The following is an 18,653-nucleotide window of genomic DNA, read 5'->3' on the forward strand; positions in this document are numbered from 1 at the left end:
CAAATAATACGATAAATCAGTGCAAGTTCATGTTCTTACAGCGAATGCATTCTCTCTAAATAATCTGTCATAAAAATGGCGCCACGCCGTTCGTCGGATAAGATTGAGCGAAAAGCATCAAAATACTGACACCATCATTGTGATATCACAGAATGAGCCCGACACCACATAACTAAAAAAATACAAGGTCAGCCTATTGCTGACCTTTTTATCGCCTTTAAAGCGCAAACCAGGTGGGGAGGGGCAGTGAGTGAGTCGAGCAGATGACATTTCAAAACTATTCAACAAGCTGGGTGCCAACCCGAGTGGCTACCGCGAGATCGACTTCGTCCACGAGTTCATCGAGGACGATGTAGAGGTCCTGGAAACCCCGGCGGTCGTTCGAGCCCTGCCTGTGATTGAAGCGCCGTCAGCGCCTTTGCTGCGTCTGTTGGAAGAGCTGAGCCAAGGCGAAGCCGACCACCTGCAGCCGCCCGAAGTGGTGGAAGGGCGGGACGGTGAGGTGTACTCGGAGCATTCCAGCCCCAACGTCGTGGTGGTTGTCTCGGTAAAAGGCGGCGTTGGCCGCAGCACCCTGACTGCCGCGATTGCCAGTGGTTTGCAGCGTCAGGGGCGCCCGGCACTGGCCCTGGACCTGGACCCGCAAAACGCCCTGCGCCACCACTTGTGCCTCGGTCTCGACATGCCCGGCGTAGGCGCGACCAGCTTGCTCAATGAAAGCTGGGAAGCGCTGCCCGAGCGCGGTTTTGCCGGGTGCCGCCTGGTGGCATTCGGTGCTACCGACCACGAGCAGCAACAGAGCCTGAATCGCTGGCTGGGCCAGGATGACGAGTGGCTGAGTAAACGCTTGGCCGGCCTCAAATTGAACGGCCAGGACACCGTGATCATCGACGTCCCGGCCGGCAATACCGTGTACTTCAGCCAAGCCATGTCGGTCGCCGACGCAGTGCTGGTAGTGGTGCAGCCGGACGTGGCGTCGTTCAGCACGCTCGATCAGATGGACAGCGTGCTCAAGCCCTCTCTCAATCGCAAAAAACCGCCACGACGCTTCTATGTGATCAACCAACTGGACGGTGCCCACCGCTTCAGCCTGGACATGGCCGAGGTGTTCAAGGCCCGCCTGGGTGCTGCCCTGTTGGGGACGGTCCACCGCGACCCCGCGTTCAGCGAAGCCCAGGCCTACGGGCGTGATCCCCTTGACCCCACCGTCAACAGTATCGGCAGCCAGGACATCCATGCCCTGTGCCGCGCATTGCTCGAACGAATCGACTCGGACCTCCCATGACCGACACTACGTCCTCCACGCCCTTCGTCGAAGGGCGCGCTGAACAGCGCCTAAATGGCGCCATCGCGCGCTTCAATCGGTGGCCTTCGGCGCTGCGTACGGTACTGGTTGTTGCCAGTTGCGTGCTCGGCGCCATGCTGCTGCTGGGCATTATCAGCGCGCCGCTCGACCTCTACAGCCAATGCCTGTTTGCCGCCGTGTGCTTCCTGGCGGTGCTGGTACTGCGCAAGATCCCGGGGCGCCTGGCGATCCTCGCCTTGGTGGTGTTGTCGCTGGTGGCGTCGTTGCGCTACATGTTCTGGCGCCTCACCTCCACCCTCGGCTTTGAAACCTGGGTCGACATGTTCTTCGGCTACGGCCTGGTCGCGGCCGAGTTCTACGCCCTGATCGTGCTGATCTTCGGCTACGTGCAAACCGCCTGGCCGCTGCGCCGCACGCCGGTGTGGCTCAAGACTGAGCCGGAAGAGTGGCCGACGGTCGACGTGTTCATCCCGACGTATAACGAAGCGCTGAGCATCGTAAAGCTGACCATTTTCGCCGCCCAGGCGATGGACTGGCCCAAGGACAAGCTGCGCGTCCACGTGCTCGACGACGGTCGCCGCGACGACTTCCGCGAATTCTGCCGCAAGGTCGGCGTGAACTACATCCGACGCGACAATAACTTCCACGCCAAGGCCGGTAACCTCAACGAAGCGTTGAAGGTCACCGACGGCGAATACATCGCCCTGTTCGACGCCGACCATGTGCCGACGCGTTCCTTCCTGCAAGTGAGCCTGGGCTGGTTCCTGAAAGATCCGAAGCTGGCGATGCTGCAAACGCCGCACTTCTTCTTCTCGCCGGACCCGTTTGAAAAGAACCTCGACACGTTCCGCGCCGTGCCCAACGAAGGTGAGCTGTTCTACGGCCTGGTGCAGGACGGCAACGACCTGTGGAACGCCACCTTCTTCTGTGGCTCCTGTGCCGTGATCCGCCGTGAGCCGCTGCTGGAAATCGGCGGCGTAGCCGTTGAGACCGTGACCGAAGACGCCCACACCGCGCTCAAGCTCAACCGCCTGGGCTACAACACCGCTTACCTGGCCATCCCACAAGCCGCGGGCCTGGCCACTGAAAGCCTGTCGCGCCACATCAACCAGCGTATTCGCTGGGCACGGGGCATGGCGCAGATTTTCCGCACCGACAACCCGCTGCTGGGCAAAGGCCTGAAGTGGGGCCAGCGCATCTGTTATGCCAACGCCATGCTGCACTTTTTCTATGGTTTGCCGCGCCTGGTGTTTTTGACCGCGCCGCTGGCCTACCTGATTTTCGGCGCAGAAATCTTCCACGCATCGGCGCTGATGATCGTCGCCTATGTGTTGCCGCACTTGGTGCACTCCAGCCTGACCAACTCGCGGATCCAGGGGCGCTTCCGTCACTCGTTCTGGAACGAGGTGTACGAGACCGTACTGGCCTGGTACATCCTGCCGCCGGTGCTGGTCGCGCTGGTCAATCCCAAGGCGGGTGGCTTCAACGTCACCGACAAGGGCGGCATCATCGACAAGCAGTTCTTCGACTGGAAACTCGCCCGGCCCTACCTGGTGTTGTTGGCGGTCAACCTGATCGGCCTCGGCTTCGGTATCCACCAGTTGATCTGGGGCGATGCGTCCACTGCCGTGACGGTGGCGATCAACCTGACCTGGACCCTCTATAACCTGATCATCACCAGTGCCGCCGTGGCCGTGGCCTCGGAAGCACGCCAAGTGCGTTCCGAGCCGCGTGTCAGCGCCAAGCTGCCAGTGAGCATCATTTGCGCCGACGGCCGCGTGCTTGATGGCACCACCCAGGACTTCTCGCAAAACGGCTTCGGTTTGATGCTTTCCGATGGTCACTCGATCACCCAGGGTGAACGCGTGCAATTGGTACTGTCGCGCAACGGCCAGGACAGCCTGTTTGACGCCCGCGTGGTGTTCAGCAAGGGCGCGCAGATCGGCGCCCAATTCGAAGCCCTCAGCCTGCGCCAGCAAAGCGAACTGGTTCGCCTGACTTTCTCCCGCGCCGATACCTGGGCCGCGAGTTGGGGCGCCGGTCAGCCGGATACGCCGCTGGCGGCCCTGCGCGAAGTCGGCTCCATCGGCATCGGCGGCTTGTTCACCCTCGGCCGCGCCACCCTACACGAACTGCGTCTGGCCTTGAGCCGCACCCCCACAAAACCGCTAGATACGCTGATGGACAAGCCATGACCTCGAACATATTCGCTCGCCCTCATCCGCGCCGTGCACTGGCGCTGATGATCGCCTCGCTGATGGGCTTCAACACCCTCGCGCAAGCTGCCGAGCAAGCGGTTGCCACCGTGCCGGTACAAAGTACCGACACCGGCTACAGCCTGACCCTCAAGCAATTGGGGCGTCGCGACACCATGAACCTGCAAGGTGTGGAGTCGTCCGACAGCGTCAACTTTGATATCCGTGCCGATGAAGTGGTGAAGGGCGCGCAACTGTTGCTCAAGTACAGCTACTCGCCGGCGCTGCTGGCCGATCTGTCGCAGATCAACGTGCTGGTCAACGGCGAAGTCGCCGCCAGCCTGCCGCTGCCTAAAGAAGGCGCGGGCACGCCGCAAGAGCAGTTGGTGCAGATCCCAGCGCACTTGATCACCGAGTTCAACCGCCTGAGCCTGCAGTTCATCGGCCACTACACCATGTCTTGCGAAGACCCACTGCACAGCAGCCTGTGGGCCAAGATCAGCAACAGCAGTGAGCTGAAAGTGCAGGTCGAGCCGATCGTGCTCAAAGACGACTTGGCCGTGCTGCCGCTGCCGTTCTTCGACAAGCGTGACGCACGCCAGGTGAGCCTGCCGTTCGTGTTCGCCACCGCTCCCGACAGCGCCGCGCTGGAAGCCGCCGGCGCTCTGTCGTCGTGGATCGGCGGCCTCGCCAGCTACCGCGGCGCAACGTTCCCAACCACCCTCGGTGAGCTGCCGGCCAAAGGCAACGCCATCGTGCTGGTGCAAACTGCCGATGCGATGGACATACACGGTGTTGCCGTCGCCAAGCCGGCCGGCCCGACCCTCACCCTCATCGCCAACCCGAACGACGCCAACGGCAAGCTGCTGATCGTCACCGGCCGTGACGGTGCAGAGCTCAAGCGCGCCGCCAACGCGGTGGTGCTGGGCAACCCGGTATTGGCCGGTAACAGCGTGGTGATCACCAAGCTGGATACCCTCGCACCGCGTCGTCCATACGATGCCCCGAACTGGCTGCCAAGCAACCGCCCGGTCCGCCTGGGCGAGTTGATCGAACAGCAAAAACTCAGCGTGTCGGGCTACAACCCAGGCGCGATCAGCGTCGATATGCGCCTGCCGCCAGACCTGTTCAACTGGCGTGAAGAGGGTGTGCCGCTCAAGCTCAAATACCGCTACACGCCGCAGCAGGTGTCGACCAACTCGTCGCTGCTGATCGGTCTGAATGATCAGTTCATGAAGTCCGTGGCATTGCCGTCGGTGAGCAACCTGGGCGGTGGCCAAACCCTGCTCGACCAGTTGAAGAAAGACGAAAGCCTGCCGCGTGAAGTGACGACCCTGTTGCCGATCAGCTCGGCATCGCCCAAGTCCAAGCTGCAAGTGCGCTTCATGTACGACTACATCAAAGAAGGCGAATGCCGCGACATCATCGTCGACAACATGCGCGGTTCGGTCGACCCGGACTCGACCCTCGACGTCACGGGCTACCAGCACTACATCGCCATGCCGAACCTGGGCGTGTTCAACGACTCGGGTTTCCCGTTCACCCGTTTGGCTGACCTGTCGGAGTCGGCCGTGGTCATGCCCGACAATTACGGTACCGACGAGCTGACCGCCTACCTGACGGTGCTTGGCCGTTTTGGCGAAGCCACCGGCTACCCGGCCACTGCGGTAAAAGTAGTGCAGGCCAAAGACGTGCAAAGCGTTGCCGACAAAGACCTGTTGGTGCTCGCTACCGCTGCCAACCAACCGCTGCTCAAGCAGTGGCAGCAATACCTGCCGGCGACCAGCGATGGCGAGCAACACCAGTTCCTGCTGTCTGACCTGCCACGTTATGTGCGCAGCTGGATCAGCCCGGACCCGGCGGCCAACCAACACCCGGCCAACACCGGCATTACCTTCAAGGGCCTGAGCAACAGCACGTGGCTGGCGGGTTTCCAATCGCCGCTCAAGAGCGGTCGCAGCGTGGTGCTGATCGCCAGCAACCAGCCTCAGGGCCTGCTGGAAGCGACCAACGCGCTGATCGGCGGTGACGACTATAAAGACTCGATCCAAGGCAGCCTGGCGGTGGTGCAAGGCACGCAAATCAGCTCGCTGGTAGGCGATGAGCAGTACTACGTCGGCAAGCTCAACTACTTCAAATTCATGCAGTGGCAACTGTCGCAGAACCTGGGTTGGATGCTGTTGATCACCTTCCTCGGCCTGGCCGTGGTCACCAGCCTGGTCTACTTGTCGCTGCGTGCCCGTGCAAAACGGCGGTTGGCATGAGCCCGCTTAAGAGCATGGCCCTGGCGGCGCTGGGCGCGGTGATGTTCGTCGGTAGCGCGCAAGCGCAAACCTGCGACTGGCCGTTGTGGCAGAACTACGCCAAGCGCTTCGTGCAGGATGATGGGCGCGTGCTGAACTCGTCCATGAAACCCACCGAGAGCAGCTCGGAAGGCCAATCCTATGCGATGTTCTTTGCCCTGGTCGGCAACGACCGTGCGAGCTTCGACAAGCTGTGGACCTGGACCAAGGCCAACATGTCGGGCGCCGACATCGGCCAGAACCTGCCCGGCTGGTTGTGGGGCAAAAAAGCCGATAACACGTGGGGTGTGATCGACCCGAACTCCGCCAGCGACGCCGACTTGTGGATGGCCTACGCCTTGCTCGAAGCGGCACGCGTGTGGAATGCACCGCAGTACCGTGCCGACGCGCAATTGTTGTTGGCCAACGTTGAACGCAACCTGATCGTGCGTGTGCCTGGCCTCGGCAAGATGCTGTTGCCAGGCCCGGTGGGCTACGTGCACGCCGGTGGCCTGTGGCGCTTCAACCCGAGCTATCAGGTGCTGGCGCAACTGCGTCGCTTCCACAAAGAACGCCCGAATGCCGGCTGGAATGAGGTGGCCGACAGCAACGCCAAGATGCTTGCCGATACGGCCAGCAACCCTCACGGCCTCGCGGCCAACTGGGTCGGTTACCGCGCCACCAGCGCCAACACCGGGCTGTTCGTGGTCGACCCGTTTTCCGATGACCTGGGCAGCTATGACGCGATCCGCACTTACATGTGGGCCGGCATGACCGCCAAGGGCGATCCGCTGGCGGCGCCCATGTTGAAATCCCTGGGCGGCATGACGCGGGCCACCGCAGCATCGGCCACCGGCTACCCACCGGAAAAAATCCATGTACTGACCGGCGAAGTCGAGAAAAACAACGGCTATACGCCGATGGGCTTCTCGGCCTCCACCGTTGCCTTCTTCCAGGCTCGCGGCGAAACCGCACTGGCGCAGTTGCAGAAGGCCAAGGTCGACGACGCGCTCGCCAAAGCCCTGGCCCCTTCGGCGCCGGACACCGCGCAGCCGATCTACTACGACTACATGCTCAGCCTGTTCAGCCAGGGCTTTGCCGATCAGAAGTACCGTTTTGAACAAGACGGTACGGTCAAACTTTCCTGGGAGGCCGCATGCGCCGTCACACGCTAGCCATTGCGATTCTCGCCGCCCTGGCCTCCACCGCCAGCGTCGCTGAAACCAGCGACCCGCAGTCCCTGCTGATTGAGCAGGGCTACTACTGGCAGTCGAAAAAGAACCCCGAACGCGCTCTGGAAACCTGGCAGAAATTGCTGCGCCTGAGCCCGGATCAACCGGATGCGCTGTACGGGATCGGCCTGATCCAGGTGCAACAGAACCACCCGGCCGAAGCGCAAAAGTACCTGGCCCGTTTGCAAGCGTTGAGCCCGGTGCCGCGCCAGGCCTTGCAACTGGAACAGGACATCACCGTTGCGGTTCCGGACAACGCCAAGTTGCTGGAACAGGCGCGTGAACTGGGCGAGCCGGAGGCCGAGCGTGAACAGGCTGTGGCGTTGTATCGCCAGATTTTCCAGGGCCGTCAGCCTCAAGGCCTGATCGCCCGCGAGTACTACAACACCCTGGGCTTTACCGCCAAAGGCAGCAGCGAGGCCATCGCCGGCCTGCAGCGCCTGACCCGTGAACGCCCGAACGACCCGATCGTTGCGCTGTTCCTGGCCAAGCACCTGGCGCGTAACCCGGCCACCCGGCCTGACGGTATACGGGCCCTGGCTAAACTGGCATCGAACAACGACGTGGGCGGCAACGCCGACGAAACCTGGCGCTTCGCGCTGGTCTGGCTCGGCCCGCCGAAGCCGGACCAGGTTTCGCTGTTCCAGCAGTTCCTCACCGTGCACCCGGATGACAGCGAGATCCGCGCGCTGATGAACAAAGGCATCGCCCAAGGTAAAGGCGGTGGCACCTGGCAGCGTGATCCGCAGATGACCAAGGCTTTCAAGGCGTTGGATGACGGCGACCTGAAAACCGCCGAGCCTCTGCTGGCGGCGCGCCTTGCGCAAAAGTCCAATGACGTTGATGCCCTCGGCGGCATGGGCGTGTTGCGTCAACAGCAAGAGCGCTACAGCGAGGCGGAAAACTACCTGGTCCAAGCCACGCGCTTGCCGGGTGGCGCTGCTTGGCAGTCGGCCTTGAATGATGTGCGCTACTGGAACCTGATCAGCCAAAGCCGTGACGCCCAGCGTGCCGGTCGTAGCGCCCAGGCCCGCGACCTGGTGGCCCAGGCCGAACGCCTGAACCCTGGCCAGCCTGGCGCGGCTATTGCGCTGGCGGGCTTCCAGGCCCAGGACAACCAGTTCGACGACGCCGAAGCGGGCTACCGCAAAGTGCTGGCTCGCCACCCTGGCGACCCGGATGCCTTGAGCGGCTTGATCAACGTGCTGTCCCAGTCGGGCCAGCCGGATGAAGCCTTGAAGCTGATCGACTCGGTATCGCCGGCCCAGCGCGCCAAGTTCGCACCGAGTGTGAAAATCAACGCGTTGCGCGCGACCCAGGTGGGCAAGCTGGCCGAGCAGCGGGGGGATCTGAAGGCCGCGCAAGCCGCCTATCGCCAGGCCCTCGATGCCGACCCGGAAAACCCCTGGACCCGCTTCGCCTTGGCGCGCATGTACCTGCGCGACGGGCAGATCCGCAACGCGCGAGCCTTGATCGACGGCTTGCTCAAGTCCCAGCCCAACCAACCCGATGCGCTGTACACCAGCACCTTGTTGTCGGCGCAATTGAGCGAGTGGAAGCAAGCCGAGGCCACCTTGGGGCGTATCCCCACGGCACAGCGCACGGCGGATATGAACGAACTGGCAACTGACATCGCGCTGCACCAACAGACCGACATCGCTATCGAAACCGCTCGCCGTGGCCAGCGCCCGGAAGCCTTGGCGTTGCTCGGGCGTTCCGAACCGCTGACCCGCAATAAACCTGAGCGTGTGGCCGTGTTGGCCGCCGCCTATGTGGAAGTGGGGGCTGCGCAGTACGGTCTGGACATGATGCAGAAGGTGGTGGAGAACAACCCCAACCCGACGGTCGACCAGAAGCTGCTGTACGCCAACGTGCTGCTCAAGGCCAACAAATACAGTGAGGCGGGCGAGATCCTGCGCGAAGTGCAAGGCCAGCCTTTGACCGAGACCGGCCGCCAGCGCTACGACGATTTGATCTACCTGTACCGGGTCAAGCAGGCCGACGCCCTGCGTGAGAAGAACGACCTGGTGGCGGCTTACGACATGCTGTCCCCGGCCCTGGCCCAGCGCCCGAACGACGCGTTGGGCGTCGGCGCCCTGGCGCGGATGTATGCCGCCAGCGGCAATGGCAAGAAGGCGATGGAGCTGTACGCGCCGTTGATCCAGCAGAACCCCAATAATGCGCGCCTGCAACTGGGTCTGGCGGACATCGCCCTGAAAGGTAATGACCGTGGCTTGGCGCAAAGCGCCAGTGACAAGGCGTTGGCCCTGGAGCCAGGTAACCCGGAGATCCTCACCTCGGCCGCGCGCATCTATCAGGGCTTGGGCAAGAACAGCGAAGCCGCGGAACTGCTGCGCAAGGCCCTGGCGATTGAAAACGCCATGAAGGCCAAGACCCAGGTAGCCCAGGCCAGCGCTCCAGGTACGTCGTATAACCCGTTTGTGGGCTTGCCGGGCCAGCGTCGCCAGGTCACCGACCTGACCGTTGCCGGCGCGGTACCGCCACCGATTGATGCACCGACCAAGTCCGTGACGTCCAACGCGTTTGCGAGTGCCACGTCCAACGACTTGAGCGACCCGTTTGTGCCGCCATCGAGCATTGCGTCGATCGACAGCCCCGAGCTGAGCCCGGCGCGTCGTGCGCTGGACACTATCCTGCGTGACCGTACCGGTTATGTGGTGCAGGGCTTGAGCGTACGCAGCAACAACGGTGAGAAAGGCTTGAGCAAAATCACCGATGTGGAAGCGCCGTTTGAAGCGCGGATGCCGGTGGGGGATAACACTGTGGCGCTGCGGGTGACGCCGGTGCATTTGAGTGCTGGTAGCGTCAAGGCTGAGTCGTTGTCGCGCTTTGGTAAAGGCGGCACAGAGCCGGCGGGCTCTCAGAGCGATAGCGGTGTCGGTTTGGCCGTGGCGTTTGAAAACCCGGATCAAGGCCTCAAGGCTGACGTCGGCGTGAGCCCTCTGGGCTTCCTCTACAACACCCTCGTGGGCGGCGTGAGCGTGTCGCGTCCGTTCGAGGCCAATTCGAACTTCCGCTACGGCGCCAACATCTCGCGGCGCCCGGTCACCGACAGTGTCACCTCCTTTGCCGGCTCCGAAGACGGCGCGGGCAACAAGTGGGGGGGCGTCACCGCCAACGGCGGCCGTGGCGAGCTGAGCTATGACAACCAGAAACTGGGCGTCTACGGCTACGCGTCGTTGCATGAGTTGCTGGGCAACAATGTTGAAGACAACACCCGCCTGGAGTTGGGCAGCGGTATCTACTGGTACCTGCGTAACAACCCGCGCGACACGTTGACCCTGGGTATCAGCGGTTCGGCGATGACCTTCAAGGAAAACCAGGACTTCTACACCTACGGCAACGGCGGTTACTTCAGCCCGCAGCGCTTTTTCTCCCTCGGCGTACCGATTCGTTGGGCGCAAAGCTTTGACCGCTTCAGTTATCAGGTAAAAAGTTCGGTGGGCTTGCAGCATATCGCGCAAGATGGCGCGGATTATTTCCCTGGCGACAGCACGCTTCAAGCCACCAAAAATAATCCAAAGTACGACAGCACCAGTAAGACTGGCGTCGGCTACAGCTTCAACGCCGCCGCCGAATACCGCTTGAGCTCGCGCTTCTACCTGGGCGGCGAAATCGGTCTCGACAACGCCCAGGACTACCGCCAGTACGCCGGTAATGCTTATCTGCGCTACTTGTTCGAAGACCTGAGCGGGCCTATGCCCTTGCCGGTCAGTCCGTACCGTTCCCCTTATTCCAACTGATTAATCGGAGTCATTCATGCCTGTTTCTGCGATTGCCGGCCTAACCATGCTGGTATTGGGCGAAAGTCATATGAGCTTTCCCGATTCGTTGCTCAACCCGCTGCAAGACAACCTCACCAAGCAAGGCGCGGTGGTTCACTCCATCGGTGCGTGCGGTGCCGGTGCGGCGGATTGGGTTGTGCCGAAAAAAGTCGAATGCGGCGGCGAACGCACGCCCACCGGCAAGGCCGTGATCTATGGCAAAAACGCCATGAGCACCACGCCGATCCAGGAGCTGATCGCCAAAGACAAACCCGACGTGGTCGTGTTGATCATCGGCGACACCATGGGCTCCTACACCAACCCGGTGTTCCCTAAAGCCTGGGCCTGGAAAAGCGTGACCTCGCTGACCAAAGCCATCACCGACACCGGCACTAAGTGCGTGTGGGTCGGCCCGCCATGGGGCAAGGTCGGTTCGCAGTACAAGAAAGACGACACCCGCACCAAGCTGATGTCGTCGTTCCTCGCCAGTAACGTGGCGCCGTGCACCTACATCGACTCGCTGACGTTCTCGAAGCCAGGCGAGTGGATCACCACCGACGGCCAGCACTTCACCATCGACGGCTACCAGAAGTGGGCGAAGGCCATCGGTACAGCCTTGGGTGACCTGCCGCCATCGGCCTACGGTAAAGGAAACAAATAATGAAACGGATGACCCTGGGCCTGGCGACCTTGCTCGCCAGTGTCAGCGCCTACAGTGCCGACATCCCGCTGTACCCGACCGGCCCGGAGCAAGACGCAGCATTCCTGCGTTTTGCCAACGGCACCCCTGGCGAATTGAAGCTGGTGGCGGACGGTTCCAAGGCCAGCCTGGTGTTGAGCGGCGACAAAGCCGTGTCGGCGTTCCTGCCGGTTGTCGGCGGCGACAAACCGATCAAAGGCCTATTGAGCAGCGGCGGCAAAAACGCTGATTTCTCGGTGAAAGTGGCGCCGGGCGAATTCGCCACGGTGGTTGCACTGGTCGATGCCAAGGGCGCCACGCGCCAATTGGTGGTGCGTGAAGTGCCGGACGACTTCAATGCGCTCAAAGCCTCACTGGCCTTCATCAACGCCGATGCCACCTGCGCCGACGCCAGCCTGGAAGCCGTGGCGCAAAAGGCCGAACTGTTCAAGAAGGTCGCTGAAGGTGCCGTGCAGCGGCGCATGATCAACCCGGTGGAATTGTCGGTGCAGCTCAAATGCGCCGGCTCGCCGGTGGGCCAGCCGTTGACGTTCACTCTCAAGGCGGGCGAGCGCTACAGCGTATTGGCCGTTCCTTCAGACACAGGCTCGAAGTTGCTGTTCGCCTCTGACGCACTCGCTAACTGATCGGGCCCGACACCACCATGGTCTTTGCCTCACTCGAATTCCTCACGCTGTTCCTCCCGGCCTTCCTGTTGATCTATGCCCTGGCTCGTCCGAGCTGGCGCAACGTGATCCTGTTGATCGGCAGCTGGTTGTTCTACGGCTGGTTGAGCCCGTTGTTCCTGTTCCTGCACATGGTGTTGACCGTGGTGGCATGGGTCGGCGGCTTGCTGGTGGACCGCTCCCGTGAGGACGGCAAAGGCCGGGTGCGCCTGTTGATCGCGTTGATCGTGTTCAACACGGCCGTGCTGTGTTGGTACAAGTACGCCAACATCGTCGCTGGCACGGTGAGCGAGGTGATCACCTGGTACGGTGCGATGCCGCTGGACTGGCAGCGCGTGGCCTTGCCGGCGGGCTTGTCGTTCATCGTGTTGCAGGCGATTTCCTACTTGGTGGATGTGCACCGTCATACGGTGCCGGTGGAGCGCAGCTTCATCAACTACGCCACCTATATTTCGATGTTCGGGCACTCGATTGCGGGCCCGATCATCCGTTACGACTGGGTCCGCCGTGAGCTGAACCAGCGGTATTTCAACTGGGCGAATTTCTCCCTGGGCGCACGGCGCTTCATGATCGGCATGGGCATGAAAGTGCTGGTGGCCGACACCTTGTCGCCGCTGGTGGACATTGCCTTCCACCTGGAAAACCCCAGCCTGGTGGACGCCTGGATCGGTTGCTTGGCGTATTCGCTGCAACTGTTTTTCGACTTCGCCGGCTACAGCGCCATGGCCATCGGCCTGGGCTTGATGCTGGGCTTCCACTTCCCGGAAAACTTCAACCGGCCGTACCTGGCCAGCAGCATCCAGGACTTCTGGCGGCGTTGGCACTTGTCATTGTCCAGCTGGCTGCGCGACTACCTGTACATCGCGCTGGGCGGTAACCGTGACGGCGTCTGGCGCACCTACCGCAACCTGTTCCTGACCATGGCGATTGCCGGGTTGTGGCACGGCGGCGACAGCTGGAACTACCTGCTGTGGGGTTCGGCCCACGGCGTGGCGCTGTGTGTTGACCGCGCATGGTCGCGGTCGAGCTTGCCGAGCATTCCGCCGGTGCTGTCGCACGTTCTCACGCTGCTGTTTGTGTGCCTGGCCTGGACGTTGTTCCGCGCGCCGGACTTCCATTCGGCACTGACCATGTACGCCGGCCAGTTCGGTCTGCACGGCATGGCCTTGGGTGACGCGATGGCCGTGGCCATGCGCCCGGCCCATGGCATGGCGGCGTTGCTGGGGTTGGTGTGCATCATCGCGCCGATCTGGCAGGTGCGTTGCGAACAGCGCTTCGGCACCCAGCCGTGGTTTGTGGTGGCGGCCTCGCTGTGGCCGGTGGCCGGGTTTGTGTTGTCGTTCGCGCTGATTGCCAGCCGCGACGCCGTACCGTTTCTGTACTTTCAGTTCTAAGGACGCCCGACCATGCCTGCTCCTACCGCGCCGACTCCACCGAGCGACTTGGCCGTTCGCACCAGCCCCTTGGCGGCCTGGGTGCTGGTGCCCTTTTTGGCGGCGGGGCTGCTGTCCTGCGTTTGGCTGATGGTGAAGGGGCCGATCAGTTATGTGCCGGCCAAGGTCGACAGCGACATGTTGCTGCACGGTGACCTGACCCACCGGTTTGCCAAGGAACTGGCCAAGGCGCCGATGGCGATCCAGGCCGCCAACCTGGAGCGCGGCGGCAGCTGGCTGGCGTTTGGCGACACCGGGCCGCGCGTACGTCCGGGTTGCCCCGGCTGGCTGTTTATCAGCGATGAGCTGCGCATCAACCGGCATGCCGAGGCCAATGCCCAGACCAAGGCCCAGGCGGTGATCGACCTGCAAAAACAACTGGGTCAAAAAGGTATCGACCTGCAAGTGGTGGTGGTGCCGGACAAGAGCCGCATCGCCGCCGCCCAACGCTGTGGCCTGTACCGCCCGGCGGTGCTCGATAACCGGGTGCGGGATTGGACCGCCATGTTGCAGGCCGCCGGCGTTTCCGCGTTGGACCTGACCGAAACATTGAAACCGCTGGGCGCCGAAGCCTACCTGCGCACCGACACCCACTGGAGCGAAATCGGCTCCAACGCGGGGGCCAAGGCCGTGGCGCAGCGTACCCAGCAGCGCGGCATCAAGGCCACGCCGGAGCAAACCTTCGACATCACCCAGGCGCCGCTCGCCGTGCGTCCGGGCGACTTGGTGCGCCTGGCCGGTCTCGACTGGTTGCCGCCCACGTTGCAGCCGCCAGGGGAATCGGTCGCGGCCAGCACGACCCATGAAACCGGTGGTGCGACCAGTAATGCCGACGATCTGTTTGGCGATGCCGGCCTGCCCAATGTGGCGCTGATCGGCACGTCGTTCTCGCGTAACTCCAACTTTGTCGGCTTCCTGCAAAAGGCCCTGAATGCGCCTGTGGGCAATTTCAGCAAGGACGGCGGCGAATTCTCCGGTGCGGCCAAGGCGTACTTCGACAGCCCGGCGTTCAAGCAAACCCCGCCTAAGTTGTTGATTTGGGAGATTCCAGAGCGCGATTTGCAAACGCCATACGATGTCATCACGATTGGCCAGTAATTTGACGATTGTCCGTTTGTCTAAAAAATAAACAGCACAAGCATCAAAATAATGACACTTTTGTGAGCTTGAAGCAGACTGCTTGCACAAGGGCGACGACAAAAAGACCTGCGGTAAGCAGCCGGATGAGCTGGCCTTTTCACGTCGTTAAGCTTCGCCGTGATGAGGAATCCGCTATGAGCTTTACAGATGGTCTTCTCGTTCTGCTGGGCAAAGACGTCAGCCGTGATGCCCAAGGGCTGGATGCGCGGCTGCATTTTTTTGGCAGCATTCCCGTGGATGACGGCACCCCGTTTCCCCCTCAAACCCCCAGTGCGCAGGCGCAGTCCCAGTCCGTGGATAAGGGGGTACGACGTCCGTGTGTGGTGGCGTTGGTGTCGGTCAATGGCGGCGTGGGGCGCAGTACCTTGGCGACGGCCTTGAGCAGCGGTTTGCAGCGCCTGGGTGAGTCGGTGGTCGCCGTGGACCTGGACCCACAGAACGCCCTGCGGATGCACTTCGGTGTCAGCCCCGCCTCGCCGGGTATCGGCCCGACAAGCCTGCGCAATGCGCAGTGGGACAATATCCAGCAGCCAGGCTTTGTCGGCAGTCGGGTGATCACCTTTGGCGACACCGATATGCGCCAGCAGGACGACCTGCAACGTTGGCTCAAACATGAACCGGACTGGTTGGCGCAGCGTCTGTCTGCATTGGGCCTGAGCGCCCGTCATACCGTGGTCATCGACACCCCCGCCGGCAATAACGTCTACTTCCATCAAGCCTTGAGCGTGGCCGACGTGGTGCTGGTGATTGCCCAAGCCGACGCCGCCTCCCTGGGCACACTGGACCAACTCGACGGGCTGTTGGCACCGCACCTTCAGCGTGAACGCCCACCGCACGTGCACTTTGTGATCAACCAACTGGATGAGGACAATGCCTTCAGCCTGGATATGGTGGAGGCGTTCAAGCAGCGCCTGGGCACCAGAGAGCCTCTGGAGGTGCACCGCGATATGGCGATCAGCGAGGCCCTGGCGTTTGGTATCGACCCATTGGATAGCCAGGCATTGAGCTTGGCGGGGGACGATATCACCGAGCTTTGCCGGCTGCTGATTGCACGTAAAAAACGGCTTTAAATTGCGCTTTATTCGCTTAACGCCAGATGCTTATGCACAATCGGTTGGAGGGCAATGTCCCGAAACAGCCGTTGTGTGGAGGCGTTCTCATCACGCCGCAACTGCCTGTTTTGAGTGCGTTTTATTTTGTGAACAAAAAATGACCAGCCTGGCTTTTGGCCTGTAACGTAGATGGCTACGGGCTCTGTAAAGAATTCATCAACAGAGTTATCCACAGGCTGTGCCGCGACAATTTCGCCCTTTAATCGCGCTCGGCAAGCACCATCAAGTTGCGCGGCGTCAAGGCCGGTTCGCAGAAGGTGCCGACTTCCACCCTGTAGCCGTTTTCGCCGAGAAACAGTGCCCGATCCAGCACCAGCCATAACTCCAGCGGGCGCCGAAACAGACCACGCACCAATTCCAGGTTTCTGACCTCTGCCAGGCGTCGCCAGCCATACGCCTCTAAACCCGCCCAATCCTGTTCGTCTGTGGATAACCCTTTGAGTTTTGCCAGCGCGTGGCAGTAGTCCGCGAAGGGCCTGTCCAGCCAGCTCGCGGGCAGCGACGGCGTGGGCAGGTACTCGTCACAGCCACGCAACTGGCGTTGCAGTTGATCGAAACCCAGGCGTCGCGCCATGGACGTGTCCCGCTGCAAACGCACCCGTTTGCCCGCGGTGACGGTTTCGCTCAGCGGCAGGCCGAGGTCATCGATCGACAGTTGCAGGGGTGAAGCACGACCGGCGCTGGACAGTGGCTGGTAGGTCTGGGCGTTGATGCGGTTGTAGCAGCAGGGCGCCAGCGCCAACTGTTTGCAGCCGGCGGCGCTGGCCAGGTGCAGCAGGCGTACATGCAGGTCGCCACAGGCATGCAGGGCGACGGGCGTGTGTTCGGGGCCGATAGCCACAGTGGCCATCACGTCTTGCAGGCAATGCGTGACGGGCAGGCCGTGATGCTCGCTCAAGGCCTGGCCTGCGGCGATCAGCGCCGGGTCGTATTCCAGGCAGGTCAATGCTTGATCTGCCTGCAACAGGCGACGACCCAGATGGCCTTTTCCCGCACACCAGTCCAGCCAGTGCCTGGGCTTTTGCGCAAACTGCAGCGCGGCGCCGAACGCTTCGATTTGTGCCCATTTACGGCCAGGTACATCGACGCTAAGGCGATGGCGAGCGGGCGCCAAGCGCTGCATCGGTAACTTATCCACAGCACTGAGCTGCCGGGCTTGCGCGGCAAGCTGCGGAAACGGCGCGGGTGCCGCCAGGTCGTGGGGCTGATTGTGACTGGCTTCGGCAGCGGCTAACGAGCGTCGGCGTAGCCACTGGGCGAGTTCGGGGTGCTGGGTTTCCCAAGGTAAATACAGGTGCGTAAAGGGCCGTGGTTTCCACAGCCCTTGGTGTTCGGTCAGGAATGCATCCAGCGCCTGGAAGCGTGCCTCAACGTCCTTGACAGGCATCAACGCGCAGCCAGCGTTCCAGCAGTTTGAAGCCGCGTACCAGCAGGTACGACATCAGCAGGTAGAACACACCGGCGGTGAAGAACATATCCACTGTCAGGTAGTTGCGCGCAATGATCGTCCTGGCCATGCCGGTCAGCTCAAGCAGCGTTACCGTACTCGCCAGCGAGCTGGCCTTGAGCATCAGGATCACTTCGTTGCTGTAGGCAGGCAAGCCGATACGCGCGGCGCGCGGCAGGATGATGTAGAACAACGTCTTCGGCTTGGATATGCCCAGGGCGCGAGCGGCTTCGATTTCGCCCGGGGGAATAGCCTGGATCGCACCGCGCAGGATCTCAGCGATGTACGCGGCGGTGTGGAGGGTCATGGTGGCCGTGGCACACCAGAACGGATCACGCAGGTACGGCCACATGGCGCTGGTGCGCACGGCATCGAACTGGGCCAGGCCGTAGTAGACCAGGAACAGTTGCACCAGCAGCGGTGTGCCACGGAAGAAAAAGATGTAGGCGTAGGGCAGCGAACGCACATACCAACGCTTGGACGCACGAGCGACGCCCAGCGGAATCGCGAGTATCAGGCCAAGAATGACAGCGATGCCCACCAGTTCCAGGGTCAGGATGGCGCCTTGGATAAACTTTGGCAGCCACTTGATGATGACTTCCCATTCCATTACGTCGTCCTCACGAAGCCGCGGGCGGCGCGTTGTTCCAAGAAGTGCATGCCGACCATCGACAGCGAGGTCAGGCCCAGGTAGATGAAGGCCGCGACCAGATAGAAGGTGAAGGGTTGCCGGGTAACGGTGACCGCGATCTGCGCGTGACGCATGATTTCTTCGAGGCCGATGACCGTGACCAGCGCAGTGTCCTTCATCAGGATCATGAACAGGTTACCCAGGCCTGGCAGCGCGATGCGCCACATCTGAGGCATGATCAGGCGGGTGAAAATCCGGGTTTTCGACAGCCCCAGCGCCAAACCGGCTTCCCGATGGCCCTTGGGGATGGCGATGATCGCGCCACGCAGAACCTCGGTGGCATAGGCGCCGTAGCACAACCCCAAGGCGATGACCCCGGCGGCGAAGGCACTGAGCGAAAGGTCGGGGATGCCGAAAACTTCACCCAGTTCGCGCACTACATTGATCGTGCCGAAATAAATGAGCAGCACCCACAACAGTTCCGGCACGCCACGCACGATGGTCGAATAGGCTCCGCCCACCCATTGCAGCGGTTTGTGCGCAGAAGTCTTGGCCAAGGCGCCGGCCAGGCCGAGCATCAGCCCCAGGCACAGGGCCGTGAGCGCAAGTTTGACGGTCATCAGCGCGCCAGCGGCAAGCGCCGGGCCGAATCCGTAGAGATCGAAATTCATGGTGTTTTCATATCGCGGCAGGCAGTGCAAAAAGCCGACGCGCTCAACTGAGCG

The 18,653-nt window shown here is 62.0% G+C and carries 13 protein-coding genes; 10 read left to right on the forward strand and 3 right to left on the reverse strand.

Annotation, left to right across the window (positions count from 1 at the left end; translation table 11 throughout):
- Positions 1-250 precede the first annotated feature (250 nt).
- The 10 genes from bcsQ (AC3ZU9_RS06990) (at position 251) to bcsQ (AC3ZU9_RS07035) (ending at position 15,808) form a co-directional block, all read left to right on the forward strand.
- Positions 251-1,285 carry a cellulose biosynthesis protein BcsQ gene (bcsQ, locus tag AC3ZU9_RS06990; protein WP_490090475.1) on the forward strand — a complete coding sequence of 345 codons (1,035 nt, stop codon included), beginning with the start codon at positions 251-253 and terminating at the stop codon, positions 1,283-1,285.
- On the forward strand, positions 1,282-3,501 hold the full coding sequence (gene bcsA, locus AC3ZU9_RS06995) for a UDP-forming cellulose synthase catalytic subunit (protein WP_046034618.1): 2,220 nt from the start codon (positions 1,282-1,284) through the stop codon (positions 3,499-3,501). The genes bcsQ (AC3ZU9_RS06990) and bcsA overlap by 4 nt, the downstream gene beginning before the upstream one ends.
- A complete protein-coding gene (bcsB, locus tag AC3ZU9_RS07000; RefSeq protein ID WP_490090476.1) occupies positions 3,498-5,765 on the forward strand; it encodes a cellulose biosynthesis cyclic di-GMP-binding regulatory protein BcsB in 2,268 nt (755 codons plus the stop codon). Before bcsA ends, bcsB begins: the two co-directional genes overlap by 4 nt.
- Positions 5,762-6,958 (forward strand): cellulose synthase complex periplasmic endoglucanase BcsZ, encoded by a 1,197-nt coding sequence (gene bcsZ, locus AC3ZU9_RS07005; protein WP_093542959.1) that lies wholly within the window; start codon positions 5,762-5,764, stop codon positions 6,956-6,958. Before bcsB ends, bcsZ begins: the two co-directional genes overlap by 4 nt.
- Positions 6,940-10,779: a cellulose biosynthesis protein BcsC gene (locus AC3ZU9_RS07010; RefSeq protein ID WP_012721725.1), complete on the forward strand. Its 3,840-nt coding sequence runs from the start codon at positions 6,940-6,942 to the stop codon at positions 10,777-10,779. Before bcsZ ends, AC3ZU9_RS07010 begins: the two co-directional genes overlap by 19 nt.
- A gap of 16 nt (positions 10,780-10,795) precedes the next feature.
- A complete protein-coding gene (locus tag AC3ZU9_RS07015; protein ID WP_012721726.1) occupies positions 10,796-11,461 on the forward strand; it encodes an SGNH/GDSL hydrolase family protein in 666 nt (221 codons plus the stop codon).
- Positions 11,461-12,126 (forward strand): cell division protein FtsQ, encoded by a 666-nt coding sequence (locus tag AC3ZU9_RS07020; protein WP_490090477.1) that lies wholly within the window; start codon positions 11,461-11,463, stop codon positions 12,124-12,126. The genes AC3ZU9_RS07015 and AC3ZU9_RS07020 overlap by 1 nt, the downstream gene beginning before the upstream one ends.
- A 17-nt stretch (positions 12,127-12,143) precedes the next feature.
- A complete protein-coding gene (locus tag AC3ZU9_RS07025; RefSeq protein WP_093542952.1) occupies positions 12,144-13,559 on the forward strand; it encodes an MBOAT family O-acyltransferase in 1,416 nt (471 codons plus the stop codon).
- Between the two features lie 12 nt (positions 13,560-13,571).
- A complete protein-coding gene (locus AC3ZU9_RS07030) occupies positions 13,572-14,696 on the forward strand; it encodes an alginate O-acetyltransferase AlgX-related protein (RefSeq protein WP_012721729.1) in 1,125 nt (374 codons plus the stop codon).
- 176 nt (positions 14,697-14,872) lie between these two features.
- A complete protein-coding gene (gene bcsQ, locus AC3ZU9_RS07035) occupies positions 14,873-15,808 on the forward strand; it encodes a cellulose biosynthesis protein BcsQ (RefSeq protein WP_490090478.1) in 936 nt (311 codons plus the stop codon).
- 241 nt (positions 15,809-16,049) lie between these two features.
- Here bcsQ (AC3ZU9_RS07035) and AC3ZU9_RS07040 read toward each other — a convergent pair whose 3' ends face one another.
- From AC3ZU9_RS07040 to AC3ZU9_RS07050, 3 genes are read right to left on the reverse strand one after another with little or no spacing between them, the layout of a single operon-like run.
- Complete coding sequence (locus tag AC3ZU9_RS07040; RefSeq protein WP_490090479.1) at positions 16,050-17,237, reverse strand: methyltransferase; 1,188 nt, start codon at positions 17,235-17,237, stop codon at positions 16,050-16,052.
- Entirely contained in the window at positions 17,218-17,907 is a 690-nt protein-coding gene (locus AC3ZU9_RS07045; RefSeq protein ID WP_490090480.1) for an ABC transporter permease, read from the reverse strand. Before AC3ZU9_RS07045 ends, AC3ZU9_RS07040 begins: the two co-directional genes overlap by 20 nt.
- Positions 17,907-18,599, reverse strand: coding sequence for an ABC transporter permease (locus AC3ZU9_RS07050; protein ID WP_046034625.1), 693 nt, complete (start codon positions 18,597-18,599; stop codon positions 17,907-17,909). Before AC3ZU9_RS07050 ends, AC3ZU9_RS07045 begins: the two co-directional genes overlap by 1 nt.
- Positions 18,600-18,653: the final 54 nt, after the last annotated feature.

The sequence above is a fragment of the Pseudomonas sp. A39 genome, assembly GCF_058145955.1.

What these genes read in the sequence shown, in the direction of transcription:
- bcsA (WP_046034618.1), top strand. Translation starts at nt 1,282, where the DNA reads ATGACCGACACTACGTCCTCCACGCCCTTCGTCGAAGGGCGCGCTGAA.
- bcsB (WP_490090476.1), top strand. Translation starts at nt 3,498, where the DNA reads ATGACCTCGAACATATTCGCTCGCCCTCATCCGCGCCGTGCACTGGCG.
- bcsZ (WP_093542959.1), top strand. Translation starts at nt 5,762, where the DNA reads ATGAGCCCGCTTAAGAGCATGGCCCTGGCGGCGCTGGGCGCGGTGATG.
- AC3ZU9_RS07010 (WP_012721725.1), top strand. Translation starts at nt 6,940, where the DNA reads ATGCGCCGTCACACGCTAGCCATTGCGATTCTCGCCGCCCTGGCCTCC.
- AC3ZU9_RS07015 (WP_012721726.1), top strand. Translation starts at nt 10,796, where the DNA reads ATGCCTGTTTCTGCGATTGCCGGCCTAACCATGCTGGTATTGGGCGAA.
- AC3ZU9_RS07020 (WP_490090477.1), top strand. Translation starts at nt 11,461, where the DNA reads ATGAAACGGATGACCCTGGGCCTGGCGACCTTGCTCGCCAGTGTCAGC.
- AC3ZU9_RS07025 (WP_093542952.1), top strand. Translation starts at nt 12,144, where the DNA reads ATGGTCTTTGCCTCACTCGAATTCCTCACGCTGTTCCTCCCGGCCTTC.
- AC3ZU9_RS07030 (WP_012721729.1), top strand. Translation starts at nt 13,572, where the DNA reads ATGCCTGCTCCTACCGCGCCGACTCCACCGAGCGACTTGGCCGTTCGC.
- bcsQ (WP_490090478.1), top strand. Translation starts at nt 14,873, where the DNA reads ATGAGCTTTACAGATGGTCTTCTCGTTCTGCTGGGCAAAGACGTCAGC.
- AC3ZU9_RS07040 (WP_490090479.1), bottom strand. Translation starts at nt 17,237, where the DNA reads ATGCCTGTCAAGGACGTTGAGGCACGCTTCCAGGCGCTGGATGCATTC.
- AC3ZU9_RS07045 (WP_490090480.1), bottom strand. Translation starts at nt 17,907, where the DNA reads ATGGAATGGGAAGTCATCATCAAGTGGCTGCCAAAGTTTATCCAAGGC.
- AC3ZU9_RS07050 (WP_046034625.1), bottom strand. Translation starts at nt 18,599, where the DNA reads ATGAATTTCGATCTCTACGGATTCGGCCCGGCGCTTGCCGCTGGCGCG.